The sequence below is a fragment of the Heyndrickxia coagulans DSM 1 = ATCC 7050 genome, from assembly GCF_000290615.1.
Classification (GTDB): Bacteria; Bacillota; Bacilli; order Bacillales; family Bacillaceae_C; genus Weizmannia; species Weizmannia coagulans.
Window position 1 is genome coordinate 19,985 of sequence record NZ_ALAS01000027.1, and the last position, 21,142, is coordinate 41,126.

At 47.0% G+C, this 21,142-nt stretch carries 24 protein-coding genes; 19 read left to right on the forward strand and 5 right to left on the reverse strand.

All coding sequences use genetic code 11. The features are described from left to right. Positions 1 to 379 precede the first annotated feature (379 nt). The 16 genes from IC21_RS00850 to IC21_RS00910 all read left to right on the forward strand — a co-directional run bounded on the left by IC21_RS00850 (position 380) and on the right by IC21_RS00910 (position 11,625). Positions 380 to 1,222, forward strand: a complete 843-nt coding sequence (locus IC21_RS00850; protein ID WP_017553672.1) for a DegV family protein — start codon at positions 380 to 382, stop codon at positions 1,220 to 1,222. Between the two features lie 295 nt (positions 1,223 to 1,517). Next, a complete protein-coding gene (locus tag IC21_RS00855; protein WP_029142532.1) occupies positions 1,518 to 2,903 on the forward strand; it encodes an ATP-dependent helicase ComFA in 1,386 nt (461 codons plus the stop codon). Further along, positions 2,896 to 3,603 carry a ComF family protein gene (locus IC21_RS00860; protein WP_029142533.1) on the forward strand — a complete coding sequence of 236 codons (708 nt, stop codon included), beginning with the start codon at positions 2,896 to 2,898 and terminating at the stop codon, positions 3,601 to 3,603. Before IC21_RS00855 ends, IC21_RS00860 begins: the two co-directional genes overlap by 8 nt. A gap of 66 nt (positions 3,604 to 3,669) precedes the next feature. Beyond that, a complete protein-coding gene (locus IC21_RS00865) occupies positions 3,670 to 4,065 on the forward strand; it encodes a TIGR03826 family flagellar region protein (protein WP_029142534.1) in 396 nt (131 codons plus the stop codon). A gap of 70 nt (positions 4,066 to 4,135) precedes the next feature. Next, positions 4,136 to 4,402 carry a flagellar biosynthesis anti-sigma factor FlgM gene (gene flgM, locus IC21_RS00870; protein ID WP_013858611.1) on the forward strand — a complete coding sequence of 89 codons (267 nt, stop codon included), beginning with the start codon at positions 4,136 to 4,138 and terminating at the stop codon, positions 4,400 to 4,402. A 12-nt stretch (positions 4,403 to 4,414) separates the two neighbouring features. Continuing rightward, positions 4,415 to 4,885, forward strand: a complete 471-nt coding sequence (locus IC21_RS00875) for a flagellar protein FlgN (protein ID WP_029142535.1) — start codon at positions 4,415 to 4,417, stop codon at positions 4,883 to 4,885. A gap of 22 nt (positions 4,886 to 4,907) precedes the next feature. After that, the gene (flgK, locus tag IC21_RS00880; protein WP_029142536.1) at positions 4,908 to 6,524 is read left to right on the forward strand and encodes a flagellar hook-associated protein FlgK; all 1,617 of its coding nucleotides are present in this window, start codon (positions 4,908 to 4,910) and stop codon (positions 6,522 to 6,524) included. Between the two features lie 14 nt (positions 6,525 to 6,538). Beyond that, positions 6,539 to 7,432, forward strand: coding sequence for a flagellar hook-associated protein FlgL (flgL, locus tag IC21_RS00885; protein WP_029142537.1), 894 nt, complete (start codon positions 6,539 to 6,541; stop codon positions 7,430 to 7,432). A gap of 207 nt (positions 7,433 to 7,639) precedes the next feature. Then, positions 7,640 to 8,089 carry a flagellar assembly protein FliW gene (fliW, locus tag IC21_RS00890; RefSeq protein WP_017553664.1) on the forward strand — a complete coding sequence of 150 codons (450 nt, stop codon included), beginning with the start codon at positions 7,640 to 7,642 and terminating at the stop codon, positions 8,087 to 8,089. Positions 8,090 to 8,093: 4 nt separating this feature from the next. After that, positions 8,094 to 8,333 carry a carbon storage regulator CsrA gene (csrA, locus tag IC21_RS00895; RefSeq protein ID WP_029142539.1) on the forward strand — a complete coding sequence of 80 codons (240 nt, stop codon included), beginning with the start codon at positions 8,094 to 8,096 and terminating at the stop codon, positions 8,331 to 8,333. 118 nt (positions 8,334 to 8,451) lie between these two features. Next, complete coding sequence (locus IC21_RS17625) at positions 8,452 to 8,712, forward strand: SEC-C metal-binding domain-containing protein (RefSeq protein ID WP_073193844.1); 261 nt, start codon at positions 8,452 to 8,454, stop codon at positions 8,710 to 8,712. A 52-nt stretch (positions 8,713 to 8,764) separates the two neighbouring features. Further along, positions 8,765 to 9,916, forward strand: a complete 1,152-nt coding sequence (locus IC21_RS00900) for a flagellin N-terminal helical domain-containing protein (protein ID WP_029142540.1) — start codon at positions 8,765 to 8,767, stop codon at positions 9,914 to 9,916. A 322-nt stretch (positions 9,917 to 10,238) separates the two neighbouring features. Next, positions 10,239 to 10,373: a flagellin gene (locus tag IC21_RS00905; protein WP_073193845.1), complete on the forward strand. Its 135-nt coding sequence runs from the start codon at positions 10,239 to 10,241 to the stop codon at positions 10,371 to 10,373. Positions 10,374 to 10,618: 245 nt separating this feature from the next. Beyond that, the gene (locus IC21_RS17505) at positions 10,619 to 10,747 is read left to right on the forward strand and encodes a hypothetical protein (RefSeq protein ID WP_257677564.1); all 129 of its coding nucleotides are present in this window, start codon (positions 10,619 to 10,621) and stop codon (positions 10,745 to 10,747) included. Between the two features lie 67 nt (positions 10,748 to 10,814). Then, a complete protein-coding gene (locus IC21_RS16605) occupies positions 10,815 to 10,979 on the forward strand; it encodes a hypothetical protein (RefSeq protein ID WP_155116779.1) in 165 nt (54 codons plus the stop codon). An 82-nt stretch (positions 10,980 to 11,061) separates the two neighbouring features. Then, complete coding sequence (locus IC21_RS00910; protein WP_013858659.1) at positions 11,062 to 11,625, forward strand: glycerol-3-phosphate responsive antiterminator; 564 nt, start codon at positions 11,062 to 11,064, stop codon at positions 11,623 to 11,625. Positions 11,626 to 11,665: 40 nt separating this feature from the next. Here the strand turns inward: IC21_RS00910 and IC21_RS00915 are convergent, their stop codons facing one another. From IC21_RS00915 to IC21_RS00930, 4 genes are all read right to left on the reverse strand, one after another. Beyond that, positions 11,666 to 12,364 (reverse strand): MgtC/SapB family protein, encoded by a 699-nt coding sequence (locus IC21_RS00915; RefSeq protein ID WP_029713842.1) that lies wholly within the window; start codon positions 12,362 to 12,364, stop codon positions 11,666 to 11,668. After that, positions 12,357 to 13,184, reverse strand: a complete 828-nt coding sequence (locus tag IC21_RS00920) for an HAD-IIA family hydrolase (protein WP_029142542.1) — start codon at positions 13,182 to 13,184, stop codon at positions 12,357 to 12,359. Before IC21_RS00920 ends, IC21_RS00915 begins: the two co-directional genes overlap by 8 nt. Before the next feature lie 94 nt (positions 13,185 to 13,278). After that, on the reverse strand, positions 13,279 to 14,055 hold the full coding sequence (locus tag IC21_RS00925; RefSeq protein ID WP_029142543.1) for a sugar phosphate isomerase/epimerase family protein: 777 nt from the start codon (positions 14,053 to 14,055) through the stop codon (positions 13,279 to 13,281). Continuing rightward, positions 14,039 to 15,397 (reverse strand): MFS transporter, encoded by a 1,359-nt coding sequence (locus IC21_RS00930; protein ID WP_029142544.1) that lies wholly within the window; start codon positions 15,395 to 15,397, stop codon positions 14,039 to 14,041. Before IC21_RS00930 ends, IC21_RS00925 begins: the two co-directional genes overlap by 17 nt. A 437-nt stretch (positions 15,398 to 15,834) precedes the next feature. Here IC21_RS00930 and IC21_RS00935 point away from each other — a divergent pair, with 437 nt between their 5' ends. The 3 genes from IC21_RS00935 (at position 15,835) to IC21_RS00945 (ending at position 20,649) form a co-directional block, all read left to right on the forward strand. Beyond that, a complete protein-coding gene (locus IC21_RS00935) occupies positions 15,835 to 17,247 on the forward strand; it encodes an amino acid permease (protein ID WP_029142545.1) in 1,413 nt (470 codons plus the stop codon). A 377-nt stretch (positions 17,248 to 17,624) separates the two neighbouring features. Further along, entirely contained in the window at positions 17,625 to 20,045 is a 2,421-nt protein-coding gene (locus IC21_RS00940; protein ID WP_029142546.1) for a Lon protease family protein, read from the forward strand. Positions 20,046 to 20,403: 358 nt separating this feature from the next. Further along, entirely contained in the window at positions 20,404 to 20,649 is a 246-nt protein-coding gene (locus IC21_RS00945) for a hypothetical protein (RefSeq protein WP_029142547.1), read from the forward strand. A gap of 256 nt (positions 20,650 to 20,905) precedes the next feature. Here IC21_RS00945 and IC21_RS16935 read toward each other — a convergent pair whose 3' ends face one another. Continuing rightward, positions 20,906 to 21,046: a ribbon-helix-helix domain-containing protein gene (locus IC21_RS16935; protein WP_169312333.1), complete on the reverse strand. Its 141-nt coding sequence runs from the start codon at positions 21,044 to 21,046 to the stop codon at positions 20,906 to 20,908. Positions 21,047 to 21,142 lie beyond the last annotated feature (96 nt).

A 21,142-nucleotide genomic window follows, 5' to 3' on the forward strand; every position in this document is an offset into this window, starting at 1 on the left:
AACAGAAAATTAAGTTTTGAGAAAGGCGAAAACACGAACATTTTATAGAAAAAATTCATTTTTCCATAAAAGAAAGCGCCATCAAGTGAATGATTGCATGCTGGACCATACGAATTCTTCCTTTTTTGGCTTCCAGGCATGGTATTATTTACAATTTTGTATAATTTTCGTCATTTTGTAAGGGAAAATATTTTTGCAGTGAAGAGAATCTCCGGCATGAATGAAAAATATGTTGCGCACTTGCAGAAAAACTGAAAGGAAAATTTAGAAAAAGCGCCAGCCACAAAACAGATTTCCATATTGCGCAGAAAGAAGACGGCTGACAAACGGTTCCTGATTCTATAAAATAAAAATAGTAAAGCGGAAGGGAGATGGAAAAATGAGGACGGCCATTGTGACCGACAGTACCGCTTATATTCCAAAAGAAGTACGCGAAAAATACTCGATTTACATGATTCCATTGAATGTGATTTTCGGGAAGGAAGAATACCGCGAAGAAATTGACATTACAGCAGAGGCGTTTTTTGAAAAAATGCGCACGGCGGACGAGCTCCCGACATCCTCGCAGCCGTCAATCGGCCAGTTTGTCGAACTGTTTGAACAGCTTAAAAAAGACTACGATGCCGCAATCAGCATCCACTTGTCCAAAAAAATCAGCGGGACATACCAGGGTGCCGTGGCCGCTTCCGGGATGGTGGAAGGGATCAAAGTTTACCCTTACAATTCCGGATGGAGCTGCATGGCACAGGGATTTTACGCGATTGATGCGGCGAAAATGGCGCTTGCCGGAAAAGAACCGGAAGACATCCTCGCCCGCCTCGATGAATTAAAAGCATCCACGAAAGCCTACTTCATGGTCGATGATCTCACCCACCTTCAGCGCGGCGGAAGGCTGTCCGGATCGCAGGCCGTTATTGGCAGCCTATTAAAAATCAAGCCGCTTTTAACTTTTGTCGACGATGAAATTGTCCTGTTTGAAAAAATCCGCACCCAGAAAAAAGCGCTCAACCGGATTTTTGACCTGCTCGGCGAGGATGCCGCCAAAGGCTTGCCGCTGAAATGCTCCATTATCCATGCTAACCGGGAAGAACAGGCGCTTGAAATCAAAGATGAACTGGAAAAACGGTTTCCAAACGTCGATTTTTCGGTCAGCTACTTCGGCCCGGTCATCGCCACCCACCTTGGCGAAGGCGCGATCGGCGTTGCCTGGATGCTGAAATAAGAGCCAGGCTGTTCCAAATCGCTGGAACAGCCCGGCAAGATGGGATCGTCCGGGATAAACCTGGCATAACAGGCCCGGGGACAAGCCTTGAAACCTGCCGGACAGCCAATACCTTTTGAGGATTTTAGCGATTAAGCGTATCCTTCCCGGGACAAGACCTTAACCCCGCCGGCCAATCCGCGATTGAATAAGCAGTTGTAATCCATGCATCCGTACAGGCTTTTTCCCGAATCCGTTTGGAACCGGGCCGCCCCATTTGCCTACCTCCCCCGCAATTGACAAAGGAGTGATCACTTTGCCTTCTGTTTTCTCCGAACAGCTTCAACGCCACCTCGCAGGGAGGATCCTGCTCGAACCGGAAATCCCTTTTTCGCCGGAACTAGTCGAACAGCACTTAAAACAAGGCTGGATCCGCGCCGAGCCTGCGATTCAGGGCGAATTCCCGCACTGTGTCTGCTTGCGCTGCGGCAACCGCGCGCCGCATCTTTTTGCCGAATTCCCTTGCGCCCACTGCGGGAAAACGAGCATCTATTGCCGGAACTGCCTGATGATGGGGCGGGTTACCGCATGCAAGCCGCTTTTCACATGGGCAGGCCCTGCGCCCGCATTCCACCCGCCCCGGCACCCGCTCCATTGGGAAGGGACCCTCTCTGAAGGGCAGCAGGCCGCATCCGAAGCGGTCAAAATAGCCATTCTCCAAAAAAATGAGCTCTTGGTTTGGGCGGTTTGCGGAGCAGGTAAAACAGAGGTCCTTTTTAACGGGATTGAAGCGGCGCTTGCAAACGGCGAACGCGTCTGCATCGCGACACCAAGGACAGATGTCGTCCTTGAACTTGCCCCCCGCTTCCGCCGCGTTTTCCCGGATATTCTGATTGCCGCGCTCTACGGCGGCAGCCCTGACCGCCATAAATGGGCGCAGCTCGTGATCTCCACTACCCACCAGCTGTACCGCTTCGCATCTGCTTTCGATGCCGTAATTGTGGATGAGGTGGACGCTTTTCCGTATACTTTCGATGAAACGCTGCAGCGCGCCGTCCAAAAAGCGGCAAAAGATAGGTGCGCCCGCATTTATCTTACCGCAACGCCGGGTGAAACATGGCAACTTGAATGCAAGGCAGGCAAGCGCCCGTTTGTCACGATCCCGGCCCGTTACCACCGCAAGCCCCTCCCCGTTCCTATATTCAAATGGGCAGGCAACTGGCGGAGAAAGTTTGAAAAAGGACAGCTCCCGGTTCCAGTTGAAGCATGGGTAAAAAAGAGACTTGAAACCGGAAAACAGGCGCTTCTTTTTCTCCCGAACATTCGCCTCATGAAAAAAGCAGAACCGGTTTTTAAACAACTGCATCCGTCGATTGAATCGGTGCACGCAGAAGACCCGGAACGGAAAGAAAAAGTGGAAAAGATGCGCGCCCGCGAAACGCCGCTTTTGCTGACGACGACCATTCTTGAACGCGGCGTCACGTTCCCGGACATTGATGTCTGTGTCGTCGGGGCGGAAGATGCCATTTTTACGGAAGCCGCCCTCGTCCAGATCGCGGGCCGGGCTGGGAGAAGCGCCGATTTCCCAAATGGGGATGTTACGTTCTTCCATTATGGAAAATCAAATGCGATGGTGAAAGCACAGCGCCATATTCTCTCCATGAATGAAGAAGCGGGAAAGCGGGGGTTGCTCGATGCATGAATATTGCCTGTTCTGCCACCAGCCGCTTACCCGTAAACTGTCCTGGCACAATCTGATTTTTCCGCAGCCCGGGCCGCTTCTTTGCGAAGACTGCCGCGCGCAGCTTGAAAAAATTGCACCGCCCGTCTGCCCGAAATGTTCCCGGCCCCTTGCCAGGCTGGATGCTTCTTATCGGGAGGGGGATCTGTGCCTTGACTGCGCCAGATGGGAACAAGACCCAGAATGGGCGGGCGTGCTGGATGAAAACATTTCGTCTTATACGTACAACGATTTTTGCAAAGACATTTTTACCCGTTTCAAATTTCGCGGAGATTATGCGCTCGCCGCCATTTTTGCGGACGGCATCAAAGAGGCCCTCAAGTCCCGCGCATTTGACTGCATCGTGCCGGTCCCGCTCAGCCCGGAGCGCCTTTCCGAGCGGCTTTTTAACCAGGCGGAGGCGCTCGCCCGTGCCGCCGGGTTCGAAACGGCAAACATTCTTCACCGCGTCCATGCTGAAAAACAATCGAAAAAAACACGGGCTGGCCGCATCCATCAGGCCCAAACTTTTTATATGGAAAAAGACATTTCAATCGAAGGCCGTTCCGTTTTACTGGTGGATGATATTTATACGACGGGTTCGACCGTCCGCCATGCAGCAAAAGTGTTGCGTGAAGCGGGCGCCCGGAAAATTGTATCGTTAACCGCGGCAAGAAGTTAAACTCAACGGGATTTCTGCCGATATAAAAGATAGAAGACAATGTGCCGGAAAAAGGAGGCGGGCCGAATGGCGGAGTTGGCAAACTGCCCGAATTGCGGAAAATTATATGTTAAAAATCCCGTCCGCGATGTGTGCGAAGACTGCTATCGCGAGGAAGAGGCCGCATTTGAACGGGTTTTTCAATTCTTGCGGAAACGCGAAAACCGTGCGGCAACGATCGAGACAATCGTTGAAAAAAACCATGTTCCGGAAAAGCTGGTTTTCAAATGGGTGCGGAACGGCCGGCTTTTGATTGCGCATTTTCCAAATCTGGCATATCCTTGCGACCGTTGCGGCAAATTGATCCAGTCCGGAAAGTTATGCGAAGAATGTGCAAAAACGATTGCAAAAGGTCTCGAACGTTTTGAAAAAGAAAAGAAACGGCAGAAAGAAATAAGAAAAAAGACTTATCACATCAAGTAAACATTGCGCAGCTTTATCCGATATAATAAACATAATGGAACGGAGACCGTTTGAAAAAGGGGTGAGCTGAATGAAAATCAATCCGGTCAATACTTCAGGAATCAATCCGTATCAGCAGCAGACAAAGCGGGATGTGCGGCAAACCGCCTCCAGCACCCGGAAAACGGATAAAGTGGAAATTTCTTCAGAAGCCAAACAGCTGCAAAAAACGTCCCGACTTGAGCAGGAACGGAGCCGGAAAATTGAGGCTTTAAAACAACAGGTACAGCACGGAACCTATCAGCCGGATGCGGAAAAAACCGCTGAAGGCATATTGAAATATTTTACAGGCAAGTAAGGAGTGGCGTAAATGTCTGCGGAAAAATTGATCCTATGCCTTGAAAAATTGCAGAAGCTCCATGAAAGCCTGTTCGTCCTTGGCGCCGAAAAAACCGAAGCGCTGAAAAAGCAGGATATCGGACAACTGCAAAAGATCGTCCGGGATGAACAGGCCCATATCCGTGCAATCGGCGCACTTGAACAGGAACGGGAAACGCTGGCAAAGGCGCTTACCGGCGGCAACGGGACACTGTCGGACTGCATCGCGGCGGCGACCGGGGAAGCACGGTCCCGGCTGGAAACGTTGAGGGGAAGCCTGATTGGCATCACAAGGAAGCTGAAAGAGCAAAATGAGCTGAACCAGATGCTCCTTTATCATTCCCTTCAATTTACCCAATTCATGCTGGATCTGATTTATCCGAAAAATGAACCCGCCACATACGGGCCGCCGTCCGGGCAAAAAGCGACGGCCGCCATGCCACGGTTTGACTCAAGGGCCTGAAACAATACGGAGGAGGAGCAAGGTGTCCACTTTCTTTGGATTAGAAACAGCAAAGCGGGCTTTAACGGCCCAACAGAATGCCCTGTACACCGTCGGGCAGAACGTGGCTAATGCCAATACCGACGGCTACACAAGGCAGCGGGTAAACTTGCAGGCGACAGACCCCTACCCCGCTGCTTCGATGAACCGCCCGGCCATCGCCGGACAGCTCGGGACAGGGGTGGAAGCGGGCGAAGTGCAGCGGATCCGCGACAAGTATCTCGATGTCCAATACCGGGAAAACAACAGTGCAGCCGGTTACTGGTCCGCCAAATCAGATGCATTAAGCAAAATGGAAGCCGTCATGGACGAAACCAGTACGGACAGCAGTTTGGCCAACACAATGGAAGCATTTTGGGAATCCCTGCAGGACTTAAGCACGAACCCGGAAGACGTATCTGCCCGATCGGTTGTTTTGGAACGCGGGCAGACGCTGACGGATACGTTCCACTATTTAAACAGCACGCTTTCCCAGTACAAAACGGATGTTGGCAGCGAAATCAGCGTATCGGTCAACGATATCAATTCCACTTTAAAACAGATCAGCGACTTAAACCAACAGATCGCTGTCCTGGAGCCGAACGGTTATTTGCCAAACGACTTGTATGACAAGCGGGACAGCCTTGTTGATAAGTTGTCCAATTATTTGAACGTAACCGTCGAAGTCCAAAAAAGCGGTGGAAATGCAAAAGCAAATGCGGACGGCATTTACAACATTAAAATGGCTGCTGCGGACGGCACAAGCGTATACCTTGTCCAAGGTTCAAATTACAATGCAGTCGAAGTGCAAGGGGGCACCGACAGCAACAGCGACGGCATCCTCGACGGGCCGCCGGCAAACGGGGAGATAGCCGGCATCACAATCGGCGGAAAAAATTTTGCGATCGCGGATGCAACCGGCACGGTCACATTCCCGCAAGGCAAACTTTTGGGGCTGATTGAAAGCTACGGTTACCAGTATACCGGCGCAAACGGCACAGTGGAAGCAGGGGCTTATCCGGGTTTGCTCGACAGCCTGGACAAACTCGCCTACACGTTCGGAAACGTATTTAATGCTGTCCACGAAAAAGGGACAGACCTCAACGGGAACGCCGGGACTGCCTTTTTTACGTTCGGCGCCTTAACGGGCTACAAAGGGGCCGCGGGCCAAATTGCCGTCAACAGCAGCCTTACATACAACAAAATCGCCGCCTCTTCAAACGGCGATTCCGGCGACGGGCTGAATGCCATTAACCTTTCAAATGTGGATACCTTTCATTTAAGCAGCCAAAATGTGCAGCTTGAAGGGATCAGTGGCGGGCTTAACATCGCGGCACTCGGCCTGCCGCTTGCATCCGGCACCATCACCAGCAATTACGAAGGCATCATCGGAAAACTCGGGGTGGATGCCGAACAGGCAGGCAATATGCAGAAAAATACCGGTTCCCTTTTGGACTCGGTCGATATGAACCGGAAGTCCGTCAGCTCGGTATCGCTTGATGAGGAGTTAACCAATATGATCAAATACCAACAAGCCTATAATGCTGCAGCAAAGATGATCACCATGACAGACGAAATGCTCGATAAAATCATCAACGGCATGGGCGTTGTAGGCAGATAGGCAGGTGAAAAACGATGCGTGTAACCCAGTCGATGCTCGCCAATAATTTTTTGAACAATTTAAACACAAGCTACAGTAAACTCGCAAAATACCAGGAACAGCTGTCTTCCGGCAAAAAGATCAACAAACTCTCGGATGATCCGCTGTCCGCGATGAAAGGCATTTCCTACCGGAGAACCGTCGCCCAGGTGAAACAATACGAAGACAACTTCGCGGAAGCCAGCACCTGGATTGAATCGACAAATGACGCCCTTGATGAAGCCAACCAGGTGCTGCAGCGGGTCCGGGAACTGACAGTGGAAGGGGCAACGGACACGCAGACTCCGACTGACCGGCAGTCGATCGCCGATGAAGTGGAACAGCTCCGCGACCAGCTTGTCAATATTGCCAACACGAAAGTCAAGGACAAATATATTTTTAACGGCACAAGTACGACGGAGAAACCGATCAGTGGCGATATCAGCACGTTTGACGGCTCAACCAGCCTCGGCATTCACACCAATCCGGTAAAAATTGAACTGTCAAAAGGCATTTATCTGCAAGTCAATGCGAACGGAGCGAATGCTTTTTCCGATGATCTATTTAAAGACTTGAACCATTTAATCAGCGATTTAAAATCCGGTACATCGGCAAGCGGCTTTGGCAGCTATTTGGACAAAATTGACGGCCATATTGACAACGTGCTGAGCGAACTGTCGCAGGCCGGGGCGCGGAGCAACCGCCTTGATTTGATGAAAGACCGCGTCACCCAGCAGGAAATAACGGCAACGAAGATCATGGCCGGCAACGAAGATGTGGATGTCGACAAGGCGTACACGGACTTTTCCGTTGCATCCGGCGCCTATATTGCTGCGTTAAAAGTCGGCGCACAAGTGATCCAGCCGACATTGCTCGACTTTTTGAAATAATACGGGGACACCAACCTGCTTTGCCGGGTGGTGCCGTTTTTTTTATCTTTATAAATTTCAAACCGGGCGGGGCAGGACCGGAACGACGGTTAGGAGCAGGAAAATGCTGGCGCTGCAAGATTTTTAGAAAGCGCAAAACAATATGCCCATCGAAAGGAGAGAAGGCGGTTTTCCCCGGCAGCCAAAGCCGGGGACCCCTCGCAAAACATGATGAAGCTTCAAACAAAATACCACGGCAAAGTGGAAATAGAGGATGCAGATATATGGCTTTTTGAAGGCGGGATTCCGGGATTTCCGGATGAGAAATCCTTTGTGTTGCTGCCACTTTTGGACGACGGTATTTATATGGTCCTCCAGTCAACGGCGTCCCCCTATGTCGCTTTTGTCGTCACAAGCCCGTTTTTGTTTTTCCGGGATTATGCATTTAACATTGACGATGCCACGCTTGAACAGCTGTCGATTGAAAAAGAGGAAGATGTGCGGGTTTATGCCATTTTGACGGTCCGTGATCCGTTTTCGGAAACAACAGCCAATTTGCAGGCGCCGCTTATTATGAACGAAAAGAACCATAAGGGGAAACAACTGATTTTAAACGACCGGCATTACCACACAAGGCATCCGCTCTTTGCGGACGGGTCGGGCAAGGAAAAGGGGTGAGAAGATGCTGATTTTATCGCGGAAAAAAGGCGAGTCAATCCAAATCGGCGATGACATTGAAATCACCATCGCCGCGATCCACGGCGACCAGGTCAAAATCGGCATCAACGCCCCGAAACATGTTGAAATTCACCGGAAAGAAGTGTATTTGGAGATACAGAAAGAAAACGCGAACGCCGCAAAAAATATCGAAGGCCTGCTCCATCTGCTTGCCCAATCCAAGAAAGGCAGCGGGGGCGCGTGATATGGGCAGTTAAAAAAAGTCCGGGGACACATTGGTTAGCGGTACTTTTTTGATTTTCAATACGGTGCCGGGCTTTTTTGGAGGGAATCTGGCTTGAAAAACGGGTGGGCAAATTTTAGTGCAGGCATGCTCGTGCGGAAGCGGGGAAAAATATAAGAAATGCTGCGGGCGGCAGGCAGCAACAGGCCCCAGTATATTTTTGAACCTGTTACTGCACACAACGGGAAATCCTCCCCAAGACAACAGTATCCGCACTTCCCAGTCCCTCAAAAACCAATCCGCACGAAAAAATTTCTTTAAAACTATTAAATCAAATGTTTCCCCATCCGATATAAAGAGTGAGCGGGGGAACAGGGCGGCCGACCTCGAACCCCGTTAAAAAATTCCGCCCACAAGGATGTGGGTGCACAACATTCAAGGAGGAAACATAGATGATTATCAATCACAACATTGCAGCGTTGAACACGTTGAACCACTTAAATGCTGCAACCAACGCGCAATCAAAAGCCATGCAAAAACTGTCTTCAGGGCTTCGTATTAACAGTGCTGCAGATGATGCAGCAGGTCTAGCAATTTCTGAAAAAATGCGTGGACAAATTCGTGGGTTGGATCAAGCAGGGAAAAATGCTCAAGATTCAATCTCTATGATTCAAACTGCTGAAGGTGCGTTAAATGAAACTCATGATATTCTTCAACGTATGCGTGAATTAGCTGTGCAAGCTGGTAACGATACGAATACTACAGATGACCGTGCTGAAATCCAAAAGGAAATGAACCAATTAACATCTGAAATTAACCGTATCGGTAACACAACAGAGTTTAATACTCAAAAGCTATTAAATGGTACAGCTGGTCATGTTACTCCTGCTACTACTACACCAGCGAAGGTAACTGGATCGGCAGTAGACTTTACTTCACCAGTAGATTTAAGTTCTGATAAAGAAGCTAAATTTGATATTAAGGTTGGTTCAGGTAAAGCTGTATCGGTAACAGTTGGGGGGAGTAGTACTTCCGCAAGCAATATCGATAATCTAGTAAGTGCAGTAAGTGATGCATTAAGTAAGGCTAGCGTATCAGGAGTCAAAGTTGGTAAAGATGGTAACAAATTAACACTTACTGCTGAGAATGCTACTGACGCTATTACAATTAGTAATGTTAGCGGTACTGGTATTGGTTTGACAGCTGGTACAACTAACCCAACTGCTACATCTGCTACATCTTCATTTATTACTCAAATTGGTGCTAATAAGGACCAAACAATGACACTTGAATTTTCAGATATGCGTGCAGCAGCTCTTGGTATTACAGGTATAGGTAGTGGATTTACTAGTTCTGCAACAGTAACCGACGGAACAAACAATAACCTTGCCGAAAATGCTTTAGATGTAAGTAATGCAGAAAATGCTGGTAATGCAGTAACTGTAATTCAAAATGCAATTGATAGAGTATCTGCTGAACGTTCTAAACTTGGTGCTTATCAAAACCGTTTGGAACATACAATCAACAACCTAAGCACATCTTCAGAAAACTTAACTTCTGCTGAATCACGTATTCGTGACGTTGATTATGCTTTAGCTGCGTAAGCAGTGACAAGCACAGTCGTCCTAACTGGCAACGGTTAGAGATTATCACCGGGTGAATTGCTGGAAAACCCTGAGAGCTTTTCTTGCCACAACGAAGCTGGAAACGGCAGGCGTGAGGGTTTGAAAAAAGAAAAGATTGGGCAATCAGCAGCCGAGCTCCTGTCTCGAAAGAGTGGAGAAGGTTCAACGACTAGGATAGACCGCCTAAAGCAAATGCTATGGCGATGAAATCCGTAGGTGAGGTAATGCCGTTCAACATTGCCAATCCGAAGTGCCCGGCTCCTTCAGAAAGCTGGAGGATGAAGATATAGTCTTGTCATTTGTGAAAGCAAATGTTCGCACGATGGCGAAAGAAATGTCTGAACAAACGAAGCAATCGATCCTTGCCCAAGCAGCACAAGCGATGCTGGCTCAAGCCAACCAGCAGCCACAGCAAGTATTGCAATTGTTGCGTTAATTTTAGGTTTAGCCAAGGAGGCCTTTTCCAGGGCCTCCTTTTTATATTTGATATTCCATTTCCGGCACTTTTGACCGGCGGAGCAGATTCCGATGTTAGAATGAAGAAACTGGACATTCACTTGGAGCCCGCATTTGGAATTCCATACATTTGATTTGGACAAAGTTCAGGTCAACGTGGGAACAATATAGACGAAGGATAAAAGCGATACCGCCGGCAGCCTATCAGCCTATCCGTGGCTGATGATGCTTTCTGCTGCAGATTACCGGAAAAAGACGATTGGCACGGACATTTTGCAGGAACTGGAGAAATGGGCGATGAATGAGCAGGAAGTATTCACGAAATCAAAGAGTGGGAAAGAGGGAGAGGCTTAAAGAATAGAAGAAAAAAGAAATCCGAAATGGTGATCACCTATGACAAAGGCCGGAAGAAAAAATAGAAATGAGAGGAAAGGATTGGGTCGAACATGCTTTCCTCTTTTTATGGCCACGTGAAAAAGACGCTTTGCCATTTGCTGAAATAACGAATGGGAATCCGCCAAATTTTAAACCATTGAACACAACGGAGCAAGAAGTACTTGCCAATCCACTTTCTATTGACGGCTGAAGGAGAGTTTTTTATGAAGGAATTCCAGTAAGGTTAAAAGAATAAGTAGATGTAGCATGATTACAAAAAGGGGGTAATTATTTTGAATATTGTTGATCTTGTTCAATCGCAGGTCATTGCTTCAGTGAAAAAAGAAGAGGATATTGAAAAAGCAGCTTTGAGCCGGGCTAATATTGTATTTCTCTTAACAGGGGATTTGCTGAATACATCAGAGTATCTTGAACAGTTAAGAAAGGCCGGAAAGCATATTTTTATACATATGGACTTTATTGAAGGGTTGTCCAATGCAAGGAGTGCTGTCAAATTTATCGCTCAAAAATGGAAGCCAACCGGGATTATTACCACTAAACATTCTTTAATTAAATATGCAAAAGATGAAAAACTGATGACCATTCAGCGGATCTTTCTAATTGATAAATCTGCTGTCCAGAAGGGAATTGACACGAGTAAAACCTGTAGTCCTGACGCCATTGAAGTGCTCCCTGGTCTGATGCCCAACATAATTGACCAGCTGACAAGAAAGGTAAAATTTCCGATTATTGCCGGTGGTTTAATTGAATCAAAAGAGAATATTTTGCAAGGATTAGAGGCAGGTGCACTGGCCATTTCAACAGGGGATCCTTCACTTTGGAATTTTGATATTTAATTTGATAAAAAAGAAACGGCCTTTTGTGCCGTTTCTTTTTTCACCCGCTGATTTCCGACCGTTTGATTTCGTTCATTTGGATAATTTCACTGTAAAGAAAAGCAATGCTCGTTTTTTCTCTGACTTTTATTTTTAACTCAAGCTGGTATGCTGCATGATCCAGATCTTTAATATGGGTTTGGATGATTTTCATATCTTGTTTTTCTAAGGAACGAATGACCTTTTGTATATCACGACTCTCCTGTAAGATAAGATTGAGAGAAATCTCTTTTGCGTACAGTTTTTCAAAACCAATTTTTTTCATCAATCCCGGAATGATTTCCACGCTAATGATTAGCAGTACGACCCCTGCAATTGCTTCCATATAAAAGCCTGCACCGGTGGCAATTCCAATACCGGCTGCCCCCCAAACCATGGCAGCCGTTGTTAAACCGGAAATGGTATCATCTTCTTTCCGTAATATTACACCCGCCCCAAGAAATCCGATTCCGGAAACAATCTGGGCAGCGAGCCTTAAAGGATCCATTTGAATACGGACAAAATCGGATTGAGGAAACGAATAAGCAGACTGGATGGAAACAATTGTCAATAAACAGCTGACAATTGAAATTACAAGACTTGTTTTTAATCCGAGCGGTTTTCTTTTTATTTCCCGTTCAAGTCCAATTGCCAATCCAAGTATGGAAGACATGACGAGTTTTAGGAGCATTTCAATGTCAAACTGAAAAAAATCAATCATGCAAAGCACCTCGTTTTTCTGCTTCACAGTTAATAATCTCGGATATTTGCATCATTTCTTTTACACTTTCGAGAGTGTACTCAGGTTGTATCCCTGTTGTTTTGATCGTTTGCTGCGTGCTGATCCCTGTTAAAACCAAAATGGTATGTAAGCCGTAAACATTTCCCATATGAATGTCGGTTTCGAGACGGTCACCAACAATATAGCATTGTTCAGGCTTCAGCTTTAATATATGGTTAACAATAAGATCTGCCGCAAATCTCGAGGGCTTTCCCATAATATGGTCAATTTTGATGCCGGTCACGCCTTCAAATGCTCCAATTAATGCACCGCAGTCCGGAACCGGTCCTTCTGCAGTAGGACATGTGCGGTCAGGATTGGTGGCAATGATCAAAGCATGATTCTTTCGCCATGCCATGTATGCCTGCTTCAGTTTTTCATAAGTAAACTGGCGATCCCACCCCAGGACAATATAGTTTGCAAGATTAGCATCTTCTGTAATTAAAATTCCTTCTTTTTCTAATTCATCATACAAAGCTTTTTCTCCGATCACGTAGGCAAGCTCTAATGGATTCATTTTTTCCTTTAAAAATCTTGCAGTCACATAGTTTGAATTGATAATATCTTCAATTGAAGTACGAATCCCAAGCTGGTTCAATTTTTTTACGTAATCAGTTCTGGTGGCAATGGATTTATTGGTAAAAAATACAACATGGTGTCCCCGATTCCGCAAGTAGTCAATCGTTTCGGCACTCCCTTTTATCAATTGGTTATCGAGATAAATGGTTCCGTCCAAATCAAAAATAAATCCCTTTTTCAATTGCCTTCCCTCCCAATAAAAGAAAAATCCCCCAGTTTAATAAACCTTGGAGAGGTTTATTATCAGCTGGGGGTCTCTAAAGTCTCTGCCCATGTTATTTTTGCTTTTCTCTAAACTTTGCCATATTATTTGCTATATTTTTTAGAGTATATTGATAAGGATTAATTTCGAATACAACTGGCCCTGTAAACTGATACTTTGTCAAAATATCAATCAGTTTTTCTGTATAATGGTTCCCTTCCCCCGGCAGCAAATGCAAATCCGCTTTTCCGTCATTTTCTGATACATGTATCTCTCCCAACAATTCACCAAGCTGTTTTACAGTCTCTTCCAGTTCATTTCCCATGATCGCCAGGTGTCCCGTGTCCAGGCATGCCTTCAAATTACAGGCTTGAAGCAGGCCGGTCCACTCTTCTAAGCTAGAAGCAACATGGTGGCAGTAATTTAACCGGTCAGGGATTAGATTTTCAAGCAACAACACGATCCCCCGCTTTTGTGCCGCTTCATTTAATTTCATGAGCCGGCTTTGAACACGACACAGCGTTTCATCACGTTCTTCAGAGGACCAGGCATAGCCACCGTGCAAAACGGCATGGCTGCCTCCGTATCCCGCTAAAATATCCATCCATTCATTTAATACATGAAACGCCCTTTCATAGATAATCGTGTCCGGCGTGGCAATGTTCAAATCATGGAATGGAAGATGAATGCTCGTTCTTAAGCCAGTTTGCCGGGCATATTCAAAGGTTTCTTTTGCCCGTAAATGCTCTGCCCAAATTTCAACGCCGTCAAAGCCGGCCTTTTGAAGTATTTTAAAATCATCCAGCGTGCTCTCCTGCCCGATTGACCATATACTAAGCCAAGTTTCCATTTTTACCTCCTGCTTCAGCATTTTTTTCATCAAATTCCTGATTAATAAGTTCGAGGTTTTTCCCTTTTGTTTCCGGTGCTAAAATAGCCGAGATAAGAAGTCCCAGCAATCCGGCGGCGGCAAAAAACCAGAGGGCTTTGCTGTTACCCCATGCCACAACAAGGTTTGGGAATACCAAAATGCCCATGATTGAACCAATCCGGCTGACGGCAGTTGCCAATCCGGAAGCGCTTGCACGAATGCCGGTTGGAAATAACTCAGTTGGATATACAAAATTAAGAATGCCGCCACCCATGTTGGCAAATAGTACGGCAAAACTGAATAAGATGACAAGAAAAGCCATTGTCGGAGAAGGGTTCAGTGCTAAAATGATTAATGCAATGGATAAGCCGGTAAAAGAAGTAATGATCAACGGCCTTCTGCCAATTCTTTCAACCAAATTCATCCCGATAATTGCTCCGATTAATCCCAACAAACTAACCGTTCCGGAACCAATATATACCATCATTTGCGATCCGTGAGTAAATGGTTTTAGAATGGTCGGTGTATACATGGAAATTCCGTAATAGGCAACGGCATAGCAAAACCAGAATCCGCAAACAAAGAAAGTGCGACGGAAAAGTACTTTCGTGAAAAGGCTGCTAATCTTTTGTTTTGGCTTCATATTTGGCTGAATTTTGACTTTCTGTCCGGTAATTTTCAGCATGATTTCTTCTGCTTCTTTTTCACGCCCCCTTGCAGTAAGCCATCGTGGTGATTCCGGAAGCGTTACACGGAAAAAGAAGACAATGAGAGCAAAAATGGCGCCAGTAAGTAACATGTAACGCCACGCATTTTCGCCGAGCGGGACAAGCAGTATGCCAACCAGATAGGCAACAACCGCTCCGACAAACCACATGGCGCCGAGTGATGTACTGTGCCTTCCCCGGCTTTGCGTCGCACTGAATTCGGATACAAGCGTAGCGGAAATCGGATAGTCTGCCCCGATCCCTATACCAAGTAAAAATCTGAAGAGGGCCAGTTGCCAAGGTGCCTGGGCAAACGCCGTAAGTGTCGCAAAAACGACAAATGCCAACAAATCAACCACGTACATGGCTTTCCGTCCATACTTATCTGTTAAATTTCCCAGCCAGATTGCTCCGATAAAAGAGCCAATGACAGCTGAGGAAGTAATCAGTCCCTGCATGCCCGGCCCGAATTCCCAGTGATCAAGGATCAGCGGCATGGCAACAGCAATTACCGTTAAATCAAAGCCATCCAAAAAAGTACCGCCGGCAGACAAAAGTGTGACTTTCCTTTGGAAGCGCTTTAACTGTGGCGAGTCTAAATGCTCAAAACTCATTTTTCTCTCCCTTTCTTTTCCGTATAATCCTGCCGAAAAATAAAAGCCATAGCCAAAAAAACATTTGTCATGTTTTTGGCTATGGCTTCTCATCGTCTCCAGCCATAGAGATTATACGTTTTTTGTTGTTAAATTATTTATACAAGATTTAGGCTAGGCTGTCAATACAAAAAACAAAATTTTTTATCAGTTCAGATTTTACTCCTCCTTCTTTTCCTTCCTGTCCATTGTCCCGTCCGTCAGTGTTTTGTCAGCCAGCTTCTTCGTTTTCTTCTTTTCATTTTCTTCTTCATTCTTCAACTGTTTATCGGACATGGTTTCACTTCCTTTTTTCCGTTAGTATACCCCGGGGGTCGGAAGCTGAAACATCGGCCCGTTTTGTTTATAACGAGTGGACAAAGGGTATGCAGACAAAAAAAGCGAATGGAGTTGGAAGGATGGAGAATGACAGAAAACAGGGCAATCATTTAAGCCGGTCGCTGAAAAACCGGCATATTCAGTTTTTGGCATTAGGCGGCGTCATCGGCGTTGGGCTGTTTTACGGCGCTTCGCAGGCAGTGAAAATGGCGGGACCGGGTGTTTTGGCGGCGTATATTGCGGCCGGCCTGGTTGTCGCCATTGTCATGCGAGCGCTCGGGGAAATGACGGTTGAAAAACCGGTTGCCGGATCATTCAGCAAGTATGCGCATGATTTGTTCGGCGAGCGGATGGGCTTTGTTTCAGGCGGCATGTGGTGGTTTTTATGGGTGGCGACTGTGATGTCGGAGCTTGCCGCGATCGGAAAGCTGGTCCAGTTTTGGTTTCCGCATTTTCCGGCCTGGATTCCAGGATTTTTGGCACTCATTTTATTCACAGTTTCTAATTTACTGGCTGTAAAAATTTTTGGCGAGATTGAGTTTGTGTTTGCGATTTTAAAAGTCTTTGCAATTCTCGCCTTTATGGTTTTCGGTGCGCTGATGATTTTTACCGGTTTATTTAATGGTGGAAAAATCGTTGGCTTTTCGAACCTTTGGGCGCACGGCGGGTTTTTCCCGGCCGGGTGGTTCGGCGTTTTCCAGGCGGTTGCGATTGTGATTCAGGGATACGCCGGCATTGAAACGCTCGCCGTGGAGGCAGGCGAATCGGACAACCCGCGCCAGTCGATGCCGAAAGCATTCAGAAGTGTTACATACCGGATTTCCTTTTTCTATATCGGATCCATTTTGATCATGCTGTGCGCGTATCCGTGGACGCAACTGGCCGGGCATGACGGCAGCCCGTATGTTCTTCTTTTCTCGCAAGTCGGCATTCCGGTTGCGGCGGCGTTGATGAACCTGATCATTATTTTCTCCGGGCTCTCATCGTGCAATACCGGCGTTTACGGTGGCAGCCGGCAGCTTTACAGTATGGCGAATGAAGGATTGCTCCCGCGTTCCCTCAACAAACTCAACAAACAGCGGATTCCGTACGCCGGCGTGTTTGCAACTGCTGTGGCCATGTCGGTTGGGACCATCATGACGTATATTGCGCCGGATACTGTCTATGTTTGGATTACGAGTGCTTCCGCTTTTTCGGCTATTTTTATCTGGGCACTGATCCTCGTGCTGGAGATTGTGAACCGGGCCGCATCCAAAGACAAAGGCGCAAGTTTTCATTACAAAATGCCGTTCTGGCCGGTTTTGCCGATTGCCGGGCTGGCCATGCTTCTTTTGGCTTTTATCGCAATTGCCATTTCACCGTTAACGCGTATCTCCGTTTTCGCCGGGGTTCTCTGGCTCGTCTTTCTGCTTGTATACTACCAAATCGCAGTTGCCCCGAAAGTGCGCGCGAAGAACACGCCACTCAGGGAAGCGCCTGTGAAAGATTACTAAGCTCTGCAGTGAACTGCTCCGCATGGAACCGGAGCAGTTTTTCGTGTTTCGATATTTGGTCCTGGAAGATTGCGGCTGCTCTGCGTTTTTCCTGCCGCGAAATGCCCGGGTTCTTCGCAATGTTTGCGCGTTTTCCCTCTGCAAATTTTCGCTCTGGATGTGCTGCTATAGAATGCCAAAAAATCTTTTTCAGGATGTTCCTGCTTTGGGAAAAAACAGATTTTTCCTGTCACCTGGTGAAATGCCGGAGAAAAATGATCACAACAGATTCCGTTTTAAAAATGTTCACTTTTTGACATGCCGCCATTTTGCAGGAATTCCGACAAAAATGTCGAAATCTTACGGAGAGGGCATTGCCCATATTGGGAGGGATTGCAATGAATCGGGAAGAATACGAAACGGTTTTATCCGTACACCGTGTACCTGTCTCATCATTACGTTCGGAATGCAACCCGGACGAGTTTCCGTTTGAAACGACAGATGATTTAGAAACGCTGCCGAATGAAATGATCGGGCAACAGCGGGCGGAACAGGCGATGGATTTCGGTTTGTCTGTCGAGCAGTCCGGTTACAATTTATTCGTCGTCGGGCCGTCCGGGACGGGCAGAATGACGTATACGCAACATAGTGTCGAAAAGCTCGCATCCGGACGGCCGGTGCCGGATGATTGGTGCTATGTCAACAATTTTGAAAATCCGGACCGGCCGCTTGTCATCAATTTGCCGGCTGGAAGCGGCCTCCGTTTTCAGCGCAAGATGGAAACCCTTTTGATTGATATTGAACGGGAACTCCGCGCCACTTTTTCAAATGAAGAAACGGAAAAGAAGAAGCGGAATATCATTGACGCGTCGCAAAACCAGGTCGAGGCACTTTGGAGAGAAACGGAAATGTTCGCGTCCGGGCTGAATTTTAAATTGGAGCGGACCCCGGCCGGCATTCAAACCATTCCGCTTTTTTTCGGCCGGCCGATGGAAAAAGAAGAATACGAGCGGCTTTCCGATGCCAACAAAGAAAAATTGAAAGAACGGGAAAAACAGCTTGAGGAAAAAATCAATGAAACGGTGTACCAGATCCGGAAGATTGAAGAACAGCTCCGGAAAAATCTCGACCGTTTTCATAAAGAGACAGCTGCTTTTACCATTGAAGGCCTGTTCCAGCCGCTAAAAGAAGCTTACCGCGATTTTCCAAAAGTCCTCCGCTATCTCGAGGAATACAACCATGATATTGTCGAGCATTTTTCGTTGTTTTTAACCGACCAGGAAGAAGGAAACGCCGTCGTCCAGGCGCTGACCGGCAGCAAAGAGCAGCAGCTCCAGCGCTATGCCGTCAATCTCCTTGTCAGCCATAAAAACGGCCAGGGCGCGCCTGTCATCTATGAAACGAACCCGACATACCAAAACTTATTCGGGAAAATCGAGTACCGCGGCGCGTTCGGCAGCTGGACGACCAATTTCACGCTCGTTAAACCGGGCGCAATCCATATGGCGAACGGGGGCTATTTAATTTTGCAGGCTGCCGAACTGCTGTCGCAGCCGTATGCATGGACCCTTTTAAAACGCGCGTTGCAAACGGGGGAAATCCAGATTGAAGACCCGTTTGCTGAAAGAGGCGCTTTCCCGACGAGCGGCCTTAAGCCTGAGCCTGTCCCGCTCAATATCAAAGTGATCATTATCGGGTCTTACTATTTATACGATTTGTTATCAAGCGTGGATGAAGATTTCCATAAGCTGTTTAAAGTGAAAGTCGAGTTTGACACGGTGATGAAGCGGGATGCGGAAAACCGCAGGAAAATGGCTTATTTTATCAAAAATTATGCAGATCGGAAAAACCTTCTCCCGTTCCACCGGCGCGCCGTTGCGAAAGTCATTGACCACAGTGCGCGCCTTGCCGGGGAACAGGAGAAACTGACTGCGCGCTTCCAGGAACTGACAAAAATTCTCGTCGAATCAGGTTACTGCGCGAAAAAAGAAGGAAGCGCCTGCGTAGACAGCCATCATATCCGCAAAGCGCTGGAAGAGCAGGCAAACCGGACGAACCATATTTCCGAACAATACCGCGAAATGATCCATAACGGGACGATTATGGTGGATACGGACGGCGAACGGGTAGGCCAAATTAACGGCCTGGCTGTGATGGGGACAAGGGATGCGACATTCGGCATTCCGACAAAAATCACGGCGCAAACGTTTGTCGGAAAAAGCGGCATTATGAACATTGAACGGGAAACTTCTTTAAGCGGGCAGATTCATAATAAAGGGCTGCTCATTTTAACCGGGTTTTTATCCGGCATGTTTGCCAAAAACAAGCCGATCCCGCTTTCGGCGAGCCTCACGTTTGAACAGACCTATTCGCTTATTGACGGTGACAGCGCCTCCAGTACCGAATTGTATGTGCTTCTTTCATCGCTTGCCGGCATGCCGATCAAACAGGGGATTGCCGTTACCGGTTCAGTGAACCAGTGGGGCGAGATCCAGCCGATCGGCGGTGTAAATGAAAAAATAGAAGGCTTTTTCGCCATCTGCAAAGACCGCGGGCTGACAGGGTGCCAGGGCGTCATTATTCCGCAGCAAAACGTTTGCAATTTGATGCTGCATGATGAAGTCGTGGATGCCGTGAAAGCCGGCCAATTCCACATATGGGCCGTCCGCCATATTTCGGAAGGGATTGAAATTTTAACCGGCGAAAACGCGGGAGCAGAACGCACTTCCGGCGGCCACTTCCCGGACGGCACCATTTTTGCAAAAGTGGAAGCCCGTTTTCAAAAAATGTATGAATCTGTAAAAGAAACGAAACAATAATGTAATCTGGCGGGCAAAGAGAGCCCGCCTTTATTATAATTTTTCGGCAAGAACTAGTCTGAAAGGATCATTTCCGTTTTACGCTCTATAATGGTTCCTTCCTTTGCAGTTATAATAATAAAGCAGGCAAATGTGAAAAATTTTCATCATCCCGTTTTTCATCGTTTCAAATCCGTATTGCATAAAGGGGGAAGGGGGCGCTGCTGTGGCAATGCAAAAAAGATACAGAGCGTGCAGCCCGGCATCTGCATCGTCGTGTAGAAAGGATTTGAGTTTGAAATTGAGCAAAACATCAAGTGGAGATTTAAAAAAAATTCCGTTGAGTGAGAATCAGATCAGAGGAATTCTCCACTCTTTCATGCATTCGTTTGAATCAATTGAAGTGCAGACAAGCAAAGACAGGTACCGGGAATTGACAATCGAGCAGGCAATCGATTTGCTTGTCCGCAATATGAGCAGGGAAAGTATACTCGATTTTATCCACCAGCTTAACATCATCCGCGAGCGCCGTTCGAGCGTGCTGGCTTATGTGAAATACATTTTGACAGCATTAGTCGTGCGCCTGGAACAAAGCGGAAAAAGGGATATCAATCGTTATAACTAAACTGGAGATGGCTGCCTTTTCCCCGGCTCCGGTAACTGCTGTAACGTAACCGTTATCGCGGCAGGGAAGCTCCATTTTTGAATGTGCAAAGAAAGCTTTGAATGGAAAACATTTTTCCATTCCGGTTTATCGTAAGGGAAAGGTGTATAGGTTTTAACGGCTTTCTGAAAGAAGTCTCCCATCCTCAAGGAATGTGAAGGTGCGAATAGCACCAATGAGTAGGTGGGAGATGAATTTCGGTTGGCTTTAGCCAAAGTTATTTTTCCAATCCTTTTCTCAACAATTCTAAGATTGCGGCTGTTCTAGTTGGAATCCCATTTTCTTTTTGATATTGCTCCAATTTTTCTAATATCGTCTTAGGCATACGCATTTCTACACGTTCTTTCTCTTCTCTCATGATTATCCAGCTCTGAGGAGTAAAAATTTTTCGTGATAATTTAACTATCCCCCCCAAAAATGCGGCTAAATATGTAATAATTTAAATAATTAGAGC

Excerpts from the sequence above, each read along its gene's own strand:
- IC21_RS00935 (WP_029142545.1), top strand. The coding sequence starts at position 15,835 with ATGGAGAATGACAGAAAACAGGGCAATCATTTAAGCCGGTCGCTGAAA.
- IC21_RS00925 (WP_029142543.1), bottom strand. The coding sequence starts at position 14,055 with ATGGAAACTTGGCTTAGTATATGGTCAATCGGGCAGGAGAGCACGCTG.
- IC21_RS00930 (WP_029142544.1), bottom strand. The coding sequence starts at position 15,397 with ATGAGTTTTGAGCATTTAGACTCGCCACAGTTAAAGCGCTTCCAAAGG.
- IC21_RS00865 (WP_029142534.1), top strand. The coding sequence starts at position 3,670 with ATGGCGGAGTTGGCAAACTGCCCGAATTGCGGAAAATTATATGTTAAA.
- flgM (WP_013858611.1), top strand. The coding sequence starts at position 4,136 with ATGAAAATCAATCCGGTCAATACTTCAGGAATCAATCCGTATCAGCAG.
- fliW (WP_017553664.1), top strand. The coding sequence starts at position 7,640 with ATGATGAAGCTTCAAACAAAATACCACGGCAAAGTGGAAATAGAGGAT.
- IC21_RS17505 (WP_257677564.1), top strand. The coding sequence starts at position 10,619 with ATGCTTTCTGCTGCAGATTACCGGAAAAAGACGATTGGCACGGACATT.
- IC21_RS16935 (WP_169312333.1), bottom strand. The coding sequence starts at position 21,046 with ATGAGAGAAGAGAAAGAACGTGTAGAAATGCGTATGCCTAAGACGATA.
- IC21_RS00875 (WP_029142535.1), top strand. The coding sequence starts at position 4,415 with ATGTCTGCGGAAAAATTGATCCTATGCCTTGAAAAATTGCAGAAGCTC.
- IC21_RS00900 (WP_029142540.1), top strand. The coding sequence starts at position 8,765 with ATGATTATCAATCACAACATTGCAGCGTTGAACACGTTGAACCACTTA.
- IC21_RS16605 (WP_155116779.1), top strand. The coding sequence starts at position 10,815 with ATGAGAGGAAAGGATTGGGTCGAACATGCTTTCCTCTTTTTATGGCCA.
- IC21_RS00915 (WP_029713842.1), bottom strand. The coding sequence starts at position 12,364 with ATGATTGATTTTTTTCAGTTTGACATTGAAATGCTCCTAAAACTCGTC.
- flgL (WP_029142537.1), top strand. The coding sequence starts at position 6,539 with ATGCGTGTAACCCAGTCGATGCTCGCCAATAATTTTTTGAACAATTTA.
- IC21_RS00850 (WP_017553672.1), top strand. The coding sequence starts at position 380 with ATGAGGACGGCCATTGTGACCGACAGTACCGCTTATATTCCAAAAGAA.
- IC21_RS00945 (WP_029142547.1), top strand. The coding sequence starts at position 20,404 with ATGCATTCGTTTGAATCAATTGAAGTGCAGACAAGCAAAGACAGGTAC.
- IC21_RS00860 (WP_029142533.1), top strand. The coding sequence starts at position 2,896 with ATGCATGAATATTGCCTGTTCTGCCACCAGCCGCTTACCCGTAAACTG.
- IC21_RS00940 (WP_029142546.1), top strand. The coding sequence starts at position 17,625 with ATGAATCGGGAAGAATACGAAACGGTTTTATCCGTACACCGTGTACCT.
- csrA (WP_029142539.1), top strand. The coding sequence starts at position 8,094 with ATGCTGATTTTATCGCGGAAAAAAGGCGAGTCAATCCAAATCGGCGAT.